General features: G+C 58.2%; 19 protein-coding genes, 1 tRNA gene and 1 pseudogene. 8 read left to right on the forward strand and 13 right to left on the reverse strand.

From position 1 onward, the window contains the following. The first annotated feature begins 20 nt into the window (after nucleotides 1-20). Nucleotides 21-947: a transaldolase gene (gene tal, locus N1078_RS01620; RefSeq protein WP_274086454.1), complete on the forward strand. Its 927-nt coding sequence runs from the start codon at nucleotides 21-23 to the stop codon at nucleotides 945-947. Nucleotides 948-994: 47 nt separating this feature from the next. Here tal and rssC read toward each other — a convergent pair whose 3' ends face one another. Continuing rightward, nucleotides 995-1,477, reverse strand: a complete 483-nt coding sequence (gene rssC, locus N1078_RS01625) for an anti-sigma factor antagonist RssC (protein ID WP_274086512.1) — start codon at nucleotides 1,475-1,477, stop codon at nucleotides 995-997. Between the two features lie 8 nt (nucleotides 1,478-1,485). Further along, entirely contained in the window at nucleotides 1,486-2,670 is a 1,185-nt protein-coding gene (rssB, locus tag N1078_RS01630) for a two-component system response regulator RssB (RefSeq protein ID WP_274086455.1), read from the reverse strand. A gap of 215 nt (nucleotides 2,671-2,885) precedes the next feature. Here rssB and N1078_RS01635 point away from each other — a divergent pair, with 215 nt between their 5' ends. After that, a complete protein-coding gene (locus N1078_RS01635; protein WP_274086456.1) occupies nucleotides 2,886-3,185 on the forward strand; it encodes a PilZ domain-containing protein in 300 nt (99 codons plus the stop codon). 65 nt (nucleotides 3,186-3,250) lie between these two features. Here the strand turns inward: N1078_RS01635 and N1078_RS01640 are convergent, their stop codons facing one another. Continuing rightward, a complete protein-coding gene (locus N1078_RS01640) occupies nucleotides 3,251-3,952 on the reverse strand; it encodes an MlaA family lipoprotein (protein WP_274086457.1) in 702 nt (233 codons plus the stop codon). A 233-nt stretch (nucleotides 3,953-4,185) separates the two neighbouring features. Between N1078_RS01640 and N1078_RS01645 the strand changes: the two genes are divergently transcribed. Both N1078_RS01645 and N1078_RS01650 read left to right on the forward strand, forming a co-directional pair. After that, nucleotides 4,186-4,896 (forward strand): HAD family phosphatase, encoded by a 711-nt coding sequence (locus N1078_RS01645; protein WP_274086458.1) that lies wholly within the window; start codon nucleotides 4,186-4,188, stop codon nucleotides 4,894-4,896. Between the two features lie 146 nt (nucleotides 4,897-5,042). After that, nucleotides 5,043-5,309, forward strand: coding sequence for a DUF4404 family protein (locus N1078_RS01650; RefSeq protein WP_274086459.1), 267 nt, complete (start codon nucleotides 5,043-5,045; stop codon nucleotides 5,307-5,309). Between the two features lie 105 nt (nucleotides 5,310-5,414). Here N1078_RS01650 and queF read toward each other — a convergent pair whose 3' ends face one another. From queF to N1078_RS01670, 4 genes and pseudogenes are all read right to left on the reverse strand, one after another. Next, nucleotides 5,415-6,245, reverse strand: a complete 831-nt coding sequence (queF, locus tag N1078_RS01655; RefSeq protein ID WP_274086460.1) for an NADPH-dependent 7-cyano-7-deazaguanine reductase QueF — start codon at nucleotides 6,243-6,245, stop codon at nucleotides 5,415-5,417. Between the two features lie 98 nt (nucleotides 6,246-6,343). Further along, entirely contained in the window at nucleotides 6,344-7,042 is a 699-nt protein-coding gene (pyrF, locus tag N1078_RS01660) for an orotidine-5'-phosphate decarboxylase (RefSeq protein ID WP_274086461.1), read from the reverse strand. 124 nt (nucleotides 7,043-7,166) lie between these two features. After that, nucleotides 7,167-7,636, reverse strand: a pseudogene (locus N1078_RS01665) (DUF3291 domain-containing protein). Between the two features lie 84 nt (nucleotides 7,637-7,720). Then, complete coding sequence (locus N1078_RS01670; RefSeq protein ID WP_274086462.1) at nucleotides 7,721-7,954, reverse strand: DUF1127 domain-containing protein; 234 nt, start codon at nucleotides 7,952-7,954, stop codon at nucleotides 7,721-7,723. Between the two features lie 97 nt (nucleotides 7,955-8,051). Between N1078_RS01670 and N1078_RS01675 the strand changes: the two genes are divergently transcribed. Continuing rightward, nucleotides 8,052-8,906, forward strand: coding sequence for a LysR substrate-binding domain-containing protein (locus N1078_RS01675; RefSeq protein ID WP_274086463.1), 855 nt, complete (start codon nucleotides 8,052-8,054; stop codon nucleotides 8,904-8,906). Here N1078_RS01675 and N1078_RS01680 read toward each other — a convergent pair. After that, nucleotides 8,896-9,651 (reverse strand): sulfite exporter TauE/SafE family protein, encoded by a 756-nt coding sequence (locus N1078_RS01680; RefSeq protein WP_274086464.1) that lies wholly within the window; start codon nucleotides 9,649-9,651, stop codon nucleotides 8,896-8,898. The genes N1078_RS01675 and N1078_RS01680 overlap by 11 nt on opposite strands. A 106-nt stretch (nucleotides 9,652-9,757) precedes the next feature. Between N1078_RS01680 and N1078_RS01685 the strand changes: the two genes are divergently transcribed. Continuing rightward, nucleotides 9,758-10,714: a LysR family transcriptional regulator gene (locus tag N1078_RS01685; protein ID WP_274086465.1), complete on the forward strand. Its 957-nt coding sequence runs from the start codon at nucleotides 9,758-9,760 to the stop codon at nucleotides 10,712-10,714. A gap of 148 nt (nucleotides 10,715-10,862) precedes the next feature. Here the strand turns inward: N1078_RS01685 and efp are convergent, their stop codons facing one another. The 4 genes from efp to N1078_RS01705 form a co-directional block, all read right to left on the reverse strand. Then, nucleotides 10,863-11,435, reverse strand: coding sequence for an elongation factor P (efp, locus tag N1078_RS01690; RefSeq protein ID WP_274086466.1), 573 nt, complete (start codon nucleotides 11,433-11,435; stop codon nucleotides 10,863-10,865). A 46-nt stretch (nucleotides 11,436-11,481) separates the two neighbouring features. Further along, entirely contained in the window at nucleotides 11,482-12,615 is a 1,134-nt protein-coding gene (gene earP, locus N1078_RS01695) for an elongation factor P maturation arginine rhamnosyltransferase EarP (protein ID WP_274086467.1), read from the reverse strand. Nucleotides 12,616-12,858: 243 nt separating this feature from the next. After that, nucleotides 12,859-12,948, reverse strand: a tRNA-Ser gene (locus N1078_RS01700). Nucleotides 12,949-13,040: 92 nt separating this feature from the next. Then, nucleotides 13,041-13,268 (reverse strand): hypothetical protein, encoded by a 228-nt coding sequence (locus N1078_RS01705; protein WP_274086468.1) that lies wholly within the window; start codon nucleotides 13,266-13,268, stop codon nucleotides 13,041-13,043. A 183-nt stretch (nucleotides 13,269-13,451) separates the two neighbouring features. On the opposite strand from N1078_RS01705, the gene N1078_RS01710 reads away from it, so the two are divergent. Then, nucleotides 13,452-14,141, forward strand: a complete 690-nt coding sequence (locus N1078_RS01710) for a crotonase/enoyl-CoA hydratase family protein (RefSeq protein ID WP_274086469.1) — start codon at nucleotides 13,452-13,454, stop codon at nucleotides 14,139-14,141. 225 nt (nucleotides 14,142-14,366) lie between these two features. Next, nucleotides 14,367-15,089, forward strand: coding sequence for a 1-acylglycerol-3-phosphate O-acyltransferase (locus N1078_RS01715; protein WP_274086470.1), 723 nt, complete (start codon nucleotides 14,367-14,369; stop codon nucleotides 15,087-15,089). 54 nt (nucleotides 15,090-15,143) lie between these two features. On the opposite strand, the gene N1078_RS01720 is transcribed toward N1078_RS01715, so the two are convergent. Beyond that, nucleotides 15,144-15,872 carry an amidotransferase gene (locus N1078_RS01720; protein WP_274086471.1) on the reverse strand — a complete coding sequence of 243 codons (729 nt, stop codon included), beginning with the start codon at nucleotides 15,870-15,872 and terminating at the stop codon, nucleotides 15,144-15,146. Nucleotides 15,873-15,955: the final 83 nt, after the last annotated feature.

Below are 15,955 nucleotides of genomic sequence, written 5' to 3' on the forward strand. Positions count from 1 at the left end.
TGCAACGACAAGGCTGTGTCATGACTTCCAAGCTGGATCAACTCAAGCAGTTCACCACCGTGGTCGCCGATACCGGCGACCTTGATGCCATCGCCCGCCTAAAGCCGGTTGATGCCACCACCAACCCTTCCCTGCTGCTGAAAGCCGCAACCATGCCCGGCTACAGCGAGCTGCTAAAAAGCGCCGTTACCGCCAGTAAAGGCGACCTGGGCATGGCCTGCGACCATTTTGGCGTGGCGGTGGGTGGCGAAATTCTCAAGGTCATTCCTGGGCGGATTTCCACCGAGGTGGATGCGCGCCTGTCCTTCGACACTCAAGCCACGCTTCGCCGCGCCGAACGCTTGATCGGTTTGTATGAAGAGGCTGGCATCGGCCGCGAGCGCGTGCTGATCAAGATCGCCTCGACCTGGGAAGGTATCCGCGCCGCCGAGCAACTGGAAAAAGCCGGTATTCAATGCAACCTGACGCTGCTATTCGGCTTCGCCCAAGCGCAGGCTTGCGCCGATGCTGGCGTGTTTTTGATTTCGCCTTTTGTAGGGCGTATTTATGACTGGTACAAGAAGGCCGAAGGTCGTGATTTTGTCGGCGCCGAAGACCCTGGCGTGCAGTCAGTCACGCGCATCTACAACTATTATAAGGCCAACACTTACCAAACCGTGGTGATGGGCGCGAGCTTCCGCAATATCGGCCAGATCGAACAACTGGCCGGCTGCGACCGCCTGACCATCAGCCCGGAACTGCTGCAGCAGCTGGCCGATGACCTAAATCCACTGCAACGCAAACTCAATTCAGGCCAACCGGCCCAGGCCAAACAAAGCCTGAGTGAGAGCCAATTCCGCTGGGCCATGAATGAAGATGCCATGGGCACCGAAAAGCTGGCCGAAGGCATTCGTCTGTTCGCCCGCGACCAGGAGAAACTGGAAAAGCTACTGAGCAGTCAGGTCTAAATGCAAACGGGGCGCTTAATAGCGCCCCGTTTGTTTAACCCGGCCAATCAGTGATGCTCAAGCGCACTGACCAAGTCGTGGAAGGCTTCGCGATTGGACTCGTTTAAGCCCATCAGAATGCGGTGCGCCTCAAGCACTTTGGCGCGCACCAACTCTTCGGACTGATCCTGCGACGGCAAATCATCCAGGCAATCCGGGCATGGCAGCGGTGTATCAACGATATTGAACACCTGATCAAAACCCATAGATTGCAGCAACCGAGTGATATCGGGATGGGTGGTTACTACAGTCGGCAGTAGACCCACTTTCTGCCGCGACAAAATCGACAACTTGGCCAACAATCCGAGCGTCGTGCTGTCGATACTGCGCGTCTCAGTGAGATCAATCACGATGGCTGAGAAATTCAGCGCTGTAAAAATCTTCTCGATGGTCGAATCCAAGGCGGAACAGAGCGTCAGGCGCACTTCGCCGACAAACTTCAAGATGAAGGTGCCATCCTGCTCTGCAAACTGAATTCTACCGGGGCTCATCCCAAGGCTCATGCAAGGTTCCTGCTTAACACCAGCAAGGCGATATCATCCGGCATATCCCCTAGATTGGCCAGCCCAAAAGCCTTGCGTAGGCCATCCAGGGTACCGCCTGCAGTACTGATCAATTGCGGCAACAGGGTTTCCTTGTCTTTTAAGGTATCACCCGGCAGCAGATCCAGGATGCCATCGGAAAGCAGCGTCAAACTAAAGGTCTCCGGCAATTCCAGCTCCAGATCGTTGTATTGGGCATCGACAAATAACCCGACCGGTAAGCCACGCCCCTCCAAATAGCGAGCCTGACCTTCGCTGTACAACACCGGGAGCGGCAGATGTCCGCCAATGCTGTAGGTCAGCCTGTTGTTGGTCTGGTCGATCACACCGCCGAGCATGGTCACATGCTTACCGAGGCTGCAGTTGATCAAGCCGCGATTGATATGGCCAAGCACCTCGGACGGCTTGAAGTCCGGCAGGCTGCCGGTACGGCGCGACTCGTAGAGCAAACGGGTGGTCATAAACTTCAGCAGCACGGTGATAAATGCTGAAGACGCACCATGCCCTGACACGTCAGCCAGGTAGAAGGCGATACGACTGTCATCAACGCGGAAATAGTCGACAAAGTCGCCAGACAGATAAAGAGAAGGAATGATCTGGTGCGCAAAATTCAAGCCGTCAGCCTGCCAAGGCGTCACTGGCAGCATGTTCATCTGTACCTGGCGACCGGCGTTCTGGTCTTCCTGCAACAAATGCAAGCTGGCTTGCAGCTCACGGTTGGCGGTTTCCAGCTCGTTACGGTAGCGCTGGTTTTCCAGGCGCAAATTGGCACGATCCAACGCCCGGTGAACGGAATGCTCAAGCACGGCGAGATCAGCCAGGGGCTTGATCAGGTAATCGGCAGCCCCTAGACGCAAAGCCTCAACAGCATCACTCATCACGCCGGCCCCGGACACCACGATAACCGGGGTTTCCACGTGCAGAGCATTAATACGGCGGATCAATTCGAGACCGTCGACTTGTGGCATGCGCAGATCGCAGATCACTAAATCTGGGGACTCGGCATGAAAGACTTCCAGCCCCTGCAAACCGTTGGCGGCCTGGAGCACATGAAAACCACTGTCTTCCAGGTAGGCGGCGAGGCTCGCACGCACTACGTCGTCGTCATCGATTATCAGCAGCGTGGCACTGGTTGTGTGCATGAGGTATCCAGGCAAACTGCGCCGGGTAGGGTTGGCTTGGTACGTTCAGGCAAAAGCCTGGACGCGCGAACTCGGCTTGCTTCAAGGCGCAGACGGTACTCCCATCCGCTAAGCGATTCAAGCGCACGCCGGCCGTCGAAACACGCCTTTACACCTCAAATAGGCCAAGGTTATAAGAACAGTAGGACAGCCCTAATCACATGAGGAAAATGCCCATGAGCCAAAATGATCGTGATTACAGTGAAAAACGCGATTACATCCGCATGCGGCTCGAAGCGCCCGTCACGCTGCACCATGACGGCAAGGACATTCCCGCACTGTGCCTCGATCTGTCCAGTACTGGCATGCAGCTGGAAGCTGAAAGCGCGGTCAGCATCGGCGACAAGGTGCGTATCCATATTGCCTCAGACCACAACGCCCTACGCGGCCTGGATGCGCAAGCCGAGGTGGTTCGCGTAAGCGCGATGGACGATGGACGCCAGGCGCTTGGCTTAGCGATCATTTCAATGAACTAAGGCCATTGCAGGCAAGAAAAAAGGCGACTATTGAAGTCGCCTTTTTGATTTTCAGAACAATCGATTTAAAAATCGTCTTCGACCTGACCGTCACGCACCCTGAACTCACGATTTTGCAGGTAAGCGTTACGGACAAATATGTACCTGTCGCCACTGACCAAACGCTCGACCGACAGCAGTTGCGCGCGTGTATCGACGGCATCAACGCCCAGCACTACATTTCGCGTCGGCACATGATTGATATAGCCATTGGCAGCCAATGCACCATCCGGCAATTTGCCGAATGCGTCGCGCACTGTGCTCGGCCCGAGCAACGGCAGTACGACATAAGGACCGCTACCCAAGCCCCACACGCCTAGGGTCTGACCAAAATCCTCATCGCTGCGCTGCAGGCCCATGGCGCTTCCCACATCGAAGAAGCCCAGTAGACCGAACGTGGTGTTGAAAATCAGCCGCCCCGTATCAACCCCTGCGTCGTGCAACTTACCTTGCAGCAGGTTGTTGGCCAGATTGCCGACATCACCGATGTTGCTGAAGACGTTATGCACGCCATCTTCAAGAAATTGCGGCGTAACTGCCTGGTAGCCTTTAGCCAGAGGCTTGAGGGTATACATATCAACGTTATCGTTGATGCGGAACATAAAACGGTTGTAGCCCTGCCAAGGGTCTTCGTCGTTGGCTTGCGCCAGTGCAGGCAGCGATAGCACGCCGGTACAGGCAACCAATAGGCTCAATCGTTTAATCCAACTCGCACCGGTCACACGCATCACAGTCACTCCTTGGAAATACTCAGGCTGCCACAGGCGGCCAAATCAGGTGGCGCAGTATAAGACCACAGCTCGCTAAAGGGGCAGCATAGCGGACGAACAAGTACCTGGAAAACCGTCCTGGCAAGGCCTTACACCGCGCCGAATGGCCGCGACACTGCACGAAAACAATCTGTTCATCTGCCTGTAACCTGCGAGGAATAGCCTGCACTAGTCCTTTTCAAGGAAGGCTCATGCAAACCCCTGCCGCCTCGCCCGCGTTCAACGCCCTATTATTTAGCCTCTCCGGCTGCCTGGTTGATTTTGGCGCACGCAGCATTGCGCTGGCCCTGCAACGCCTTTATCCCAATGCACCTAATCCCCAGAGCCTTGAACAGGTACTGGGGCGCCAAGCCCTGCCCGAGGAACGCCTGGCTTACCAACAAGCCCTTTGCGAGACCGCGCGCGAGCATGCACAAGCCACGCACGCAGCCTTACCCTTGCTGGAGCAATTGCGACAGCAAGGCGTGCCCTGCGCCTGGTTGGATGAAATGCCACCCGATGCCAGCACTTGCCTGGCCAGCGTATTACCGGCCTGGCTACGCGGCACACCTAGCCGCAGTTACCGCCCATGGCCAGCACCGGACGCAATTTGGCTTAGCCTGCTGGAGCTGCAGGTGAACCAGCTTGAAGGCTGCGTGCTGGTCAGTGGCGAACCACGTTTGTTACAGGCGGCGCTTAATGCCGGCATCTGGACCATTGGCCTGGCCATCAGCGGCCCGCTGTGCGGAGTAGCGCTGGCAGACTGGCAGCGCCTAACCATCGACGAACGTGATCGATTGCGCAGCCAGGCCACCCTGAGCCTTTACCGGCTTGGCGTGCACTCGGTGATTGACCAACTGAGCGACCTGCCCGCCTGCCTTGCGGACCTTAGCCTGCGCCGCCAAAAAGGCGAAAAGCCTTAAACCCATCGCAGCTTGCCCACTGGCCAATGCATGCACTTGACCCAAAGCAAGCAAAGCCCGCGAGCTTGGATTACCCTGACGTCATGCAGAACCTTTCGCCTTGGTGCAAGGTCAGCCCATCTGTCGATCAATAAAGGGAGAGTTCCATGCCTGCAAGCCGCCTGCAGCAACAACTGCAAGACCTGCGCGACCAACTGGTCGAACAACCACCACTCACTGAAGAAGAACGCGCCGAGCTGTTTGTGCTTACGCAGGAAATTGAACTACAACTGGCCCGCCAGGCCGCCGCCGCGCCGGATGCGACGCTGATCGACGGGGTTAACCTGGCGGTAGAGCGCTTCGAAGCCAGCCACCCGACCATTGCGGGCACCCTGCGCAATATCGTGCAGAGCCTGGCTAATATGGGTATTTAAGCCTTATCGGCACGCGCGGGGCGTACCTCGCAAGCGCAGCGAGACGAGGCAAAACTGCCGAGAACAACACCCAGAAAAACCCCAGCTCAACGGCTGGGGTTTGCGTTACTGGCGCGCCAAACGCTGATTATTCGGGCTGATAGGCCTAGTACTGCGATAGGGGTTGATATCCAACCCACCGCGGCGCACGTAACGCGCATACACCGTCAAATGCTCGGGCTTGAGCAAGCGTTGCAGGTCGAGAAAGATCCGCTCAACGCATTGCTCGTGAAAATCCGCATGTTGGCGAAAGCTCACCAAGTAGGCCAACAAGCTGGCGTGATCCAGCGCCAGGCCACGGTATTGCACCACCAGCGTGCCCCAATCCGGCTGACCGGTGACCGGACAGTTGGACTTGAGCAGATGGCTGTGCAGGCTTTCTTCAACCACCTGCGCCGCGTCACAGCGCAGCAACTCAGGCTGCGGCTGCGCATAGTTGCTGATGCTCACGTCCAGCTCATCAATGCAGATGCCGGGCGCAGCGGCCACACCGTCAGCCGTTACCTCGGCCAGGCTGCGCACTCGCACGCCCACTGGCTTGCCCGCCGCCGCCGAAAGGTCCTTCACCAGCACGACCACAAGTTCGTCAGCCGTGTTGAATACCGACTGGTTCAGCGAGTTGAGGTACAGCTTGAATGATTTCGACTCGATGATATTCGGCGAGTCGGCAGGAATCGCGAACTCCCCCATGGCCACCACCGGTTTGCCCGACGGCAGCAACCAGGACAGCTCGAAGCAGTTCCAGAAATCCACGCCCTGATACGGCAGCGTTTCAGCGCTCAGCCCCAGCTCGGCCCATTTAGCCGCACGCGGAATGGGGAACAACAACGCGGGCGTATAGGTAGCGATGTATTCGCTGGATTTACCCAGTGGCGAATCTTCGGCGGCGGGATGCATAGAGAGAACCTGGTTAGTCAAAACGCGATGAGTGAGTAGAGCTTGAACGTGGCTTCAGCGCGGCAGGCGCATTAGATCTTCTGCCGCACAGCAATGCCTCAGGCCAGCTCGGCGACAACAGCGGCCAAGGCCTGCGCCGGGTCAGCGGCTTGGCTGATTGGGCGGCCAATCACTAGGTAATCCGAGCCCACATCCAATGCCTGACGCGGGGTCAGAATACGCCGCTGATCATCCTGAGCGCTGCCGGCTGGACGAATCCCCGGGGTCACCAACTGCAACGCCGGATGAGCCGCCTTTAGCGCCTGCGCTTCTTGGGCCGAGCACACCAAGCCATCCAATCCGGCTTGCGCAGCCAGCCCGGCAAGCCGCAACACCTGGGCCTGCGGCTCAACATCCAGGCCAACGCCCGCCAAATCTTCACGCTCCATGCTGGTCAGCACGGTCACGCCGATCAGCAGCGGCTTGGCGCCGGCGAGCTTATCCAAGGTTTCGCGACAAGCCGCCATCATGCGCAGACCGCCCGAGCAATGCACATTGACCATCCATACGCCCATCTCGGCCGCCGCCTTGACGGCCATGGCCGTGGTATTGGGGATGTCGTGGAATTTCAGGTCGAGGAACACCTCGAAGCCCTTGCCGGCCAGCACATTGACGATCTCCGGCCCGCAACGGGTGAACAGTTCCTTGCCGACCTTAACCCGGCACAGCGCAGGATCGAGCTGATCAGCCAATGCCAGCGCGGCATCACGGGTCGGAAAATCCAGGGCAACGATGATCGGGGTTTGGCAAGCGGACATGGGCGGGCTCTCGGGCATGACAAATTCGGCGCGCATTGTAGCGGATGCGCAGCGCGCTTGCCGCCCCGGTGATCCGCCAGCCTCGCTCACGGTTCAAGCAGCACGCAAAAGATATGAGTTGCGGTTATTCGACAGACTGAGCCACAGGCGCATTGGGCGCCGCAAAGGCCTGACGAAAACTGAACGCGTCTGCGCTCGCCCCTTGGTCGCGCAGCAGCGCCAAACGCGCGGCCGCTTCGACCATTGATGGACGATGCCCCGCCGGCACCCACCACAGCACCATATGCGCCGCAATGACCTTGCTGAACCACTCCTGGCGGCGCTTGAGCATCTCGGTATGCGCGGACTTGTACACGTAATCGCTCAGCGCCTGCACATCACGCCAGACCGAGAGGTTCACCAGTACATCGTCGCCAAACGGGCGCAATGCGGTGGCATCGCCGCCTCGTCCTGTAATCGCCATACATAGCCTGGCGAGGCTTCAGCCAGCGCATTAATGCACTGCAGATTGGCGACAAAGTCAGTCATGCTCGGCGACTCCAACGGCGCCTTCATGCTGGCGATATTCAACTGCGCGAGTTGATAAATGGACATCGACGCCCTCCTTTCAATGTATTCACTCTGTGAATAACCGCGGCCCTGAGCATGCATTCAGCCTCAACGCACCAAGGCCAACCGTTAGCGCCCCAGTGGGTCATCCCAGAATGGGCGCTCGCTCTCCTGCATGGCATCACTGCGGCTCAGCCCGAGGTCCTTCAATGCCGCTTCATCGAGCATGGCCAAACGCCGCCGCTGCTCAGACAACTGCCACCAACGGTATAACTGACGACCGACTGCACGCAGTATTTCAAGCGGCCGGCGGCCCTGTAGACGATCACTACCGACTAGCGCATAAGCTTTTTGACCTTTCATCTTGACGCCCTCCTCGTGGGGTTGGCGACAGTCTCGCGCTGGGCTTATGATCAATCCAACGAATGTTTCTTATGCAATACATCTCGGAGATTGATGTATGGCCAGCTATCCCAGCATCGACAGTGAACTGCTGCGTACCTTTGTCGCGATTGCAGACCAAGGCGGCTTTACCCGCGCCGCGGAAATGGTCAACCGCACCCAGTCGGCCGTCAGCATGCAGATGAAGCGCCTGGAAGAAGACGTGATGCAGCGCCCGCTGTTTGTTCGCGATGGTCGCCAGTTCAGCCTGACCGCCGAGGGTCAGCTACTGCTGAGCTATGCCAGGCGCATTTTGAAACTGCATGCCGAGGTGATGAACAGCATGCGCGAGCCGCATATGGTCGGCACCGTACGCATCGGCACACCCGATGATTATGTGATGCGCTTTATGCAGGGCATTTTGGTGCGCTTCGCCCAGTCCTATCCGCTGGTGCAGGTAGAACTGCACTGCGAGCCGTCCTTCCAGTTACTGCAACGCCAGGACCTCGACCTGACAATCGTCACCCGCGAACCGGGCACCGAGATCGGTCAATTGTTGCGCCAGGAACATCTGGTTTGGGCGCAGGCCCGCGACGCCAACCTGCATGAACTGGAAACCCTGCCCCTGGCGATGTTCAACTCGCAGTGCTTTTGCCGTTCCTGGGCCTGCAATGGCCTGGAGGCGCTGGGGCGTGATTTCCGCATCGCTTACACCAGTCCAAGCCTGTCGGCGATCATGGCCGCGGTCAGCGCCGGCTTGGCCATTACCGCACAGCTGCAAAGCCTGATCACCCCAGATATGCAGATTATTGGCGAGGACGAGGGCATGCCCGCCCTACCCTCGGCCAGCATCGTCCTGCTGCGCAACAGCAATACGCAAACCCAAGTGACTGAAACCCTGGCCGAGCAGATTGCCGAGGGTTTCAGGCTTTAAGCCCCAGCAGCAGCGCGCACAGCAGCAGAAAGCCGGCAAACAACCCGCGGAGCACGCGCTCGGGCAAAGCATGGGCCAGTTTCACGCCCCAACTAATACTCAGCAAACCACCAATCGCCAGGGGCGCTCCCAATACCCAGTCGACATGACCATGCGCAGCATAGGTCGCCAAGGTAACAGCAGTACTCGGCGCAGCCAGGGTCAGAGACAGGCCCTGCGCCATCACTTGGCTGGCACCAAATACCAGGGTCAATACTGGCGTCGCCAACACCGCACCGCCAACCCCGAATAAACCGCCAAGCAAACCTGCACCACTGCCTAGCAGCGTCAACCAGGGCCAGGGATAACGCAGCCCCGCCGACAACGCGGGCGGTTTACTGAGCAAGCGAGAGACGTTGTAAGCCGCCAGTAGCACTAGGAAGATCACGAACCCTTGACGCATCAAATCCGCATCCAAGGTGACAGCCCAACCCGCACCCAGCAGGGCAAAGGCCAAACTGCTGGTCGCCAGCGCCAACGCATGCCGCCACTCGATACGCGTGCGTTGGTGATAGCGCCATAAGGCCAGCAACACATTAGGCACCACCATCACCAGCGCGGTGCCTTGAGCCAGTTGTTGATCCAAGCCAAACAACACGCCCAACGCCGGAATGGCGATCAAGCCGCCGCCGATCCCAAACAGGCCACCCAAGGTACCGAGAACCAACCCGAGCAGCAGGTTCAGAGCAAAATCAAGCACGGTCATCGGCAGTCTCCACAAAGATGTTGCACACCTTAGTCATTCGCTACTGGCCGCGAAACGCATAGCAACGCAAAATGGCTATGCCCTTAACGCACAGCAGAAGCAACGCATGAACCCTGACAACCTAACCGACCAGCTCAGCCTGTTTCTCGATGTGCTGGAAACGGGCAGTTTTTCCGCCGCCGCCCGTCGCCATCCACTCACCCCTTCTGCGGTGGCGCGGCGCATTGATACGCTGGAGCGCTCGCTGGGCAGCCAGTTGTTTAGCCGCAGCACGCATGCCGTGCGCGCCACCTCCGCCGGCCTGGCGTTTGCCGAGCGCGCCAAGCGCATTCTTGCCGAGCTGCACCTGGCCCGCGCCGAGGCAGTGTCGCTGAGCAGCGCGCCCGAAGGGTTGATCCGCATCGACGCACCCGCGCCGTTCGGTCGCCGACATCTCGCGCCGGCAATTGCAGAGTTTCTCGTCGCCTATCCCGGGCTGGATGTACAACTGCGCCTGATCGACAGCTTCGTCGACCTGCACGGCACGCACTTGGGCGAGGTCGATCTGGTGCTGCGCATTGGTCCGCTGGCCGATACGCGCCTGGTTGCCACCGCGCTATCACCGATGGTGCGGGTTGTTTGTGCCAGCCCCGCGTACCTGGCACAACGCGGTGTACCGCGCACACCTGCAGAGTTGCTGGAACATGACGGCCTCGACTGGGATAGCCTGGCCCCGCCATACGCCTGGCGCTTCGAGCAGCACGGCAAGCTGCAGCTGTGCCGCCCCAAACGCCTGCGCATGACCGCCAACAACGCCGAAGCTCTACTGTTTAGCGCCCTCGCCGGTTTGGGCATCGCCCACCTACCAACCTGGCTGATCAGCGACTACCTAGTGCGCGGCGAATTACTGCCGTTGTTCTGCGAAAACGGCTTACCCGCACCCGAGCCCAGCGGTATCTATGCCCTGCGTCTGGAGCGCGAAACCGACTCGCGCAGCCGCTTGCTATTGGAGTTTCTCAAAGCGCGTTTTGGCCCAATAGCGCCCTGGGACCTGGCCCTGCAAAGCGGCTTACAGCGCAGTTAAGGGCTGCCCCTAAATCGCAGGCAGAAAAAATGATCCGGAATCATTTTTAGCGTCGCGCAGCGACGACCCAAAGGGTGGCCGCCATGAATGGCTGGCCATAAAAAACCCGATGCTAGGTCGGGTTTTCTTCTCGCCGTTAAAGCCAGTCTTAGACCGGGGCTTTAGCGCGGGATTTGTACTCGCCGGTACGGGTGTCGATCTCGATCCAGTCATCAATGTTGCAGAAATCCGCAACCTTAACTTCAGTACCGTTACTCAGCTTAGCTGGCTTCATCACCTTGCCGGAAGTGTCACCGCGAGCGGAACCTTCGGTGTAAGTGATCTGGCGAACGATGGTGGTCGGCAGGTCAACCGAAACCACTTTGCCTTCGAAGAAGACGGCTTCGCAGACGTCGGTCATGCCATCGACGATGTACGGCATGATGCTTTCCAGATCGTCTTTGTTCAGCTCGTACTGGTTGAACTCTTCGTCCATAAAGACGTAGTTCGGCTCGCTGTAGTACGAGTAAGTTACGTTTACGCGATCCAAGATAACCGGCTCAAGCTTGTCATCAGCCTTGTACACGGTTTCAGTCGAGGAACCGGTCAGCAGGTTCTTCAACTTCATTTTAACGATGGCGCTGTTACGACCGGACTTGGTGAATTCGGCCTTCTGGATCAGCCAAGGTTGGCCGTCGATCAGGGCCACACTGTTGGGCTTCATTTCTTGTGCGGTTTTCATACGAATATCCGGGTTTGGATGGAATTACAAAATTCTTGGCCGCGTATCATAGCCAATTTAGGTAAAACTGCACCAGCGCCTCAGCAAGATCGGCCTGCGAGGCCCGTTCTAGAGACCACTGTTCGGCGTGTGCAACCTGCTCTGGCCAATTTTTCAGCAGCTGCGTCCAACATTCGCCCATCGGCCCGTTGCTATTCCAGGCACCCCATAGACGGGTTAGGGCTACTTGCGCCTCGGCTGACAAGCCTTCTTTATAGAGCGCTAAAAATGCGTTGAGCTTTTCCAGGTGCGCGCCATCAGCCTGCTCATAAATATGCCAAAGCAGCGGCCGCCCGGCCCATTGCGCGCGAATAAACGAATCCTCACCGCGCACCGCATTGAAGTCGCAACTCCACAACAAGCGGTCGTACTGATCCTGCGAGATAAACGGCAGCACTTGGATATGCAGCTGGCCACGCTGATAAGCTTCACCGACCTGCAATGCGGGGCTGCCCAACCAGCCCTGCAAACTGCTCAAAATGCGCCCTTCAGGCACTAACAGCTGAATCCGCTGCGGCCCTGCTGCCAACACCTCCAGCCAACTGCCCAAGGCGGCATTTTCATAGGCGAACAGCGAAATCAGCAGCGCACCAGCCAGCGATTCAACACCCAGGCCGCGCAGAAACTCATCGCGCGCACGCTCGTCCGCCTGAAATGCTCGACGCAGCGCCAGCAGCCCACGCTCACGCAGTAAACCACCGCTGCCTGGGGTAAACCCTGGAAAGAAGAAAAACTTCGACAAACCGTTGGACTGCATCGAGGGCAAACCATGGCAACCCTCCACCCAGTCCTCGGCGCTCAGGTACTCCAGGTTAAGCCAGAGGACTTTCTGCTCACGCCCCGCCATCGCTGCAATATAAGCCGCCGGCAATTCACAGGCGAACGCCTCGATCACCACATCCGCCGGCTCGACCGCTTGCCAATCGACGGGCCACAGACACACCTCAACGCCCTGCTGTACCTGCCTCAGCACCTGGCTATCCGCTTGTGGGCAGAGGCGTACAAAAGCCGCCAAATCATCCACCCACAGCCGCACCGTCAGGCCATGCTCGGCCGCCAACTGCCGCGCGAGCCGCCAGGTCACTCCGATATCGCCGTAGTTATCGACAACGCTGCAGAAAATGTCCCAAGTCGCCTTCATGCCCAACCCCAACCGTCAGACACGCAGTCTAACAAGCGCCCAGCGGTGAGCGGGCTAGACATGACTCCACGAATACTCTCGGGGACATCGCGACGGAAGTAAAAAATGCCACTTACAGGGTGCTTCCAAGGTTGGGCCATGACAGTCATCTGTACCACTCCGCTGTACCAATCGGGCGGAGACATGCGGGGCCTGAAACGAAAAAACCCCAGAAAGACTGCTCTCTCTGGGGTTTTCAATGTCTGGCGGTGAAGGTGGGATTCGAACCCACGATACGATTTCTCGTATACACACTTTCCAGGCGTGCTCCTTCAACCGCTCGGACACTTCACCGGGTCTCGACGGCCATTGCTGTCTGTCGAGGCGCGCAAATGTAGCCGAAGAGCCCGCCAAAGGCAAAATATTTTTTCAAAAAATTCATGCGCTTAAGCCAAGTGCTGGTCGTCGGCGGCGGGATTGGCGGTACTCGGTTCGAATCGCTGCTGGCCGAACAGGATAAATCCCAGGGAGATAAACAGGCCGAAGCCGAACAGTCCCAGCACACCAAGCGGGCTTTGGCTGTGCTGATCACTCGCAAGCCAGAGCATGCTGACCAACAGCAGCAACGCCAATGCAGCGCGCCAGTACTTAATACGTCTGATTAAACCAGGCATGTCGATCACTCCTTATAGAGGAGTGAGCTTAATTGCGAGTAAACCGGGTAGCCCAATTGGCGATCTTGATCGCCGCCATAGCCCGAGTCGCCGGTAATCACTGACCAGCCAGTCAGTCATCGTGCTTTACCTGACCGATGTGGGTGGGTAACGTCTGCGACACTTCAGCACAAGGAACCCACCATGAGCGACCTGATCAGCTACCAACTCGACGATGGCATTGCCACCCTGACCCTGTGCAATGGCAAGGTGAATGCTATTTCCCCGGATGTGATCACGGCGTTTAATGCCGCTCTGGATCGCGCCGTACAAGACAAGGCCATCGTCATCATCACAGGCCAACCGGGCATCCTTTCCGGTGGTTACGACCTCAAGGTGATGACCTCCGGCCCTCAGAATGCGATCGACTTGGTTGCCGCCGGTTCGACCCTGGCGCGGCGCATGCTGGCCCACCCCTTCCCGATCATCGTCGCCTGCCCGGGCCATGCGGTGGCCAAGGGTGCATTTATCCTGCTGTCGTCCGACTACCGCATCGGCACCGAAGGGGCATTCACCATCGGGCTTAATGAAGTACTGATCGGCATGACCATGCACCACGCAGGCATCGAATTGGCCCGCGACCGCCTGCGTAAATCGGTCTTCCACCGCTCGGTGATCAACGGTGAGATGTTCGACCCGCAAAGCGCTGTGGATGCCGGTTTCCTCGACAAGGTCGTGCCGGCCGACGAACTGCAGGCCACGGCGCGGGCTGTTGCCCAGCAGATGAAGAAGATCAACATGACCGCGCACAAGAACACCAAGCTGAAGGTGCGCAAAGCGCTACTCGACGCGCTGGACAACGCTGTTGAGCTGGATAAGAAGCAGTTGGTGTAAACCACTCTGTGCCGCACCGCAAAGCCCGGCCAAACGCCGGGCTTTGTGTTTAGTGACGTACCCACGAAACGCCATCAGGCACCCCGCAGTACATCCATCCTTTACGCGGCTTAAACGTCGCTTAATGCCGCTAAAAACCTTGTAACGACCTCTTATCAGCATCAATTGCCGAAAACAGTGTACGCCCGTACACTTCGCGCCTTTTTCCTATGACGGGCGTACCAAATGCTTTTTCTACTGCGCATGCTGGCGATGGGCGTGCACTTTATCCTCGCCGGCATCCTGGGGTTATTAATCGGCATTTGTCGGCCGTTCAACCCGGACAACAGCCGCCTCTGTGCGCGCCTCTACAGCATTCCGGCGCAGTGGCTGCTGGGCTGGAAGCTCAAGACCGATGTGCAGCCGCTGCTCGACCACCAGCGCTCCTGCGTGATTATCGCCAACCACCAGTCCAACTATGACCTGTACGTGCTTGGCCGTGTGGTGCCCGAGCGCACCGTCAGCATCGGCAAGAAAAGCCTGAAGTGGGTGCCGTTCTTTGGCCAGCTGTACTGGCTGGCAGGCAACGTACTGCTCGATCGTGGCAATGCCGTTCGCGCGAAAAAATCCATGCTCACGACTACCGACACCCTCAAGCATAAAGACACCTCAATCTGGGTGTTCGCCGAAGGCACGCGTAATTTGGGTAAAGGCTTGCTGCCCTTCAAGAAGGGGGCCTTTCAGATGGCAATTGCCGCCGGCGTGCCGATCATCCCCGTGTGCGTCAGCACCTACGTCAACCACTTGCAGCTTAACCGCTGGAACAGCGGCGAGATCATGATCCGCTCACTACCAGCCATTCCCACCGCCGGCCTGAGCCAGGACGACCTGCCGCAGCTGATCGAAACCTGCCAGAGGCAGATGCAGCAGTGCATTGAGGCCATGGATCAGCAGATCAGCCCAGCCTAAGCGTCAGCAATAAAAAAGCCCGGTCATTGACCGGGCTTTTTTTGCAACAGCGACTTACTCCGCCAGACCGGCACGGCCCTGCGCAACAAAACGCATCATCCACTCAGCCACGGTGTGGCCTTGGTGGTCATGCTGCAGGCTGTCGACACCCTTGGTGTAGGCCGCCTCACCGATATGCTGTTGGCGCAAGTCGAGCAGCGCGCGCGAGTAGTCATGGACAAACTCGGGGTGGCCCTGGAAGCACAGCACCTGATCGCCAATGCAGTAAGAAGCAATCGGGCAGAACTCACTACTGGCCAGCAATGTGGCGTTTTCTGGCAGCTTGGTGACTTGGTCCTGATGACTGATAAGCAGGGTCAGGTCTTCCAGGTCGGGGCTCATCCAGCCCGGTTTGTTGGCCATGCGGTACTGGTGAATGCCCACGCCCCAGCCCTGTACGGCGCGTTCAGTCTTGCCGCCGAGCAGCAGGGCGAGAATCTGATGACCGAAACACACGCCCAACAGCTTGTCGCCACGGCGGTAGCGCTCCAGCAGGTAGGTTTTTAGCGTTTGGATCCAGGCCTCGCTTCCGAAGGAATCTGCCTTGCTGCCCGTCACCAAATAGGCATCGTAGCGCTCGCTGTCTGGCGGGTAGTGCCCCTCCATCACGTTGTACACCTTGAACTCGGCAGCAATCGGCTGTCGGGCAAACAACTGCTCGAACATACGACCGTAGCTGTCGTATTGGTCGACCAATTCAGGGCGAAGAACATCGGTTTCCAGGATGCAGATACGCAGCGACATGAGGTTTCCTGAGGTGAACGCCGAGGGCAATATTGAGTGCGGCTTCTTAACATACAGCTCTGCGCAAAGGAATAGCTTCCCTA

The organism is Pseudomonas sp. MIL19, assembly GCF_028680365.1.
Lineage (GTDB): Bacteria > Pseudomonadota > Gammaproteobacteria > Pseudomonadales > Pseudomonadaceae > Aquipseudomonas > Aquipseudomonas spirodelae.

What these genes read in the sequence shown, in the direction of transcription:
- N1078_RS01675 (WP_274086463.1), top strand. Translation starts at nt 8,052, where the DNA reads ATGGCCAGCTATCCCAGCATCGACAGTGAACTGCTGCGTACCTTTGTC.
- N1078_RS01650 (WP_274086459.1), top strand. Translation starts at nt 5,043, where the DNA reads ATGCCTGCAAGCCGCCTGCAGCAACAACTGCAAGACCTGCGCGACCAA.
- earP (WP_274086467.1), bottom strand. Translation starts at nt 12,615, where the DNA reads ATGAAGGCGACTTGGGACATTTTCTGCAGCGTTGTCGATAACTACGGC.
- rssB (WP_274086455.1), bottom strand. Translation starts at nt 2,670, where the DNA reads ATGCACACAACCAGTGCCACGCTGCTGATAATCGATGACGACGACGTA.
- rssC (WP_274086512.1), bottom strand. Translation starts at nt 1,477, where the DNA reads ATGAGCCCCGGTAGAATTCAGTTTGCAGAGCAGGATGGCACCTTCATC.
- N1078_RS01720 (WP_274086471.1), bottom strand. Translation starts at nt 15,872, where the DNA reads ATGTCGCTGCGTATCTGCATCCTGGAAACCGATGTTCTTCGCCCTGAA.
- pyrF (WP_274086461.1), bottom strand. Translation starts at nt 7,042, where the DNA reads ATGTCCGCTTGCCAAACCCCGATCATCGTTGCCCTGGATTTTCCGACC.
- tal (WP_274086454.1), top strand. Translation starts at nt 21, where the DNA reads ATGACTTCCAAGCTGGATCAACTCAAGCAGTTCACCACCGTGGTCGCC.
- N1078_RS01640 (WP_274086457.1), bottom strand. Translation starts at nt 3,952, where the DNA reads ATGCGTGTGACCGGTGCGAGTTGGATTAAACGATTGAGCCTATTGGTT.
- N1078_RS01705 (WP_274086468.1), bottom strand. Translation starts at nt 13,268, where the DNA reads ATGCCTGGTTTAATCAGACGTATTAAGTACTGGCGCGCTGCATTGGCG.
- N1078_RS01715 (WP_274086470.1), top strand. Translation starts at nt 14,367, where the DNA reads ATGCTTTTTCTACTGCGCATGCTGGCGATGGGCGTGCACTTTATCCTC.
- N1078_RS01670 (WP_274086462.1), bottom strand. Translation starts at nt 7,954, where the DNA reads ATGAAAGGTCAAAAAGCTTATGCGCTAGTCGGTAGTGATCGTCTACAG.
- N1078_RS01685 (WP_274086465.1), top strand. Translation starts at nt 9,758, where the DNA reads ATGAACCCTGACAACCTAACCGACCAGCTCAGCCTGTTTCTCGATGTG.
- queF (WP_274086460.1), bottom strand. Translation starts at nt 6,245, where the DNA reads ATGCATCCCGCCGCCGAAGATTCGCCACTGGGTAAATCCAGCGAATAC.
- N1078_RS01635 (WP_274086456.1), top strand. Translation starts at nt 2,886, where the DNA reads ATGAGCCAAAATGATCGTGATTACAGTGAAAAACGCGATTACATCCGC.
- efp (WP_274086466.1), bottom strand. Translation starts at nt 11,435, where the DNA reads ATGAAAACCGCACAAGAAATGAAGCCCAACAGTGTGGCCCTGATCGAC.
- N1078_RS01680 (WP_274086464.1), bottom strand. Translation starts at nt 9,651, where the DNA reads ATGACCGTGCTTGATTTTGCTCTGAACCTGCTGCTCGGGTTGGTTCTC.
- N1078_RS01645 (WP_274086458.1), top strand. Translation starts at nt 4,186, where the DNA reads ATGCAAACCCCTGCCGCCTCGCCCGCGTTCAACGCCCTATTATTTAGC.
- N1078_RS01710 (WP_274086469.1), top strand. Translation starts at nt 13,452, where the DNA reads ATGAGCGACCTGATCAGCTACCAACTCGACGATGGCATTGCCACCCTG.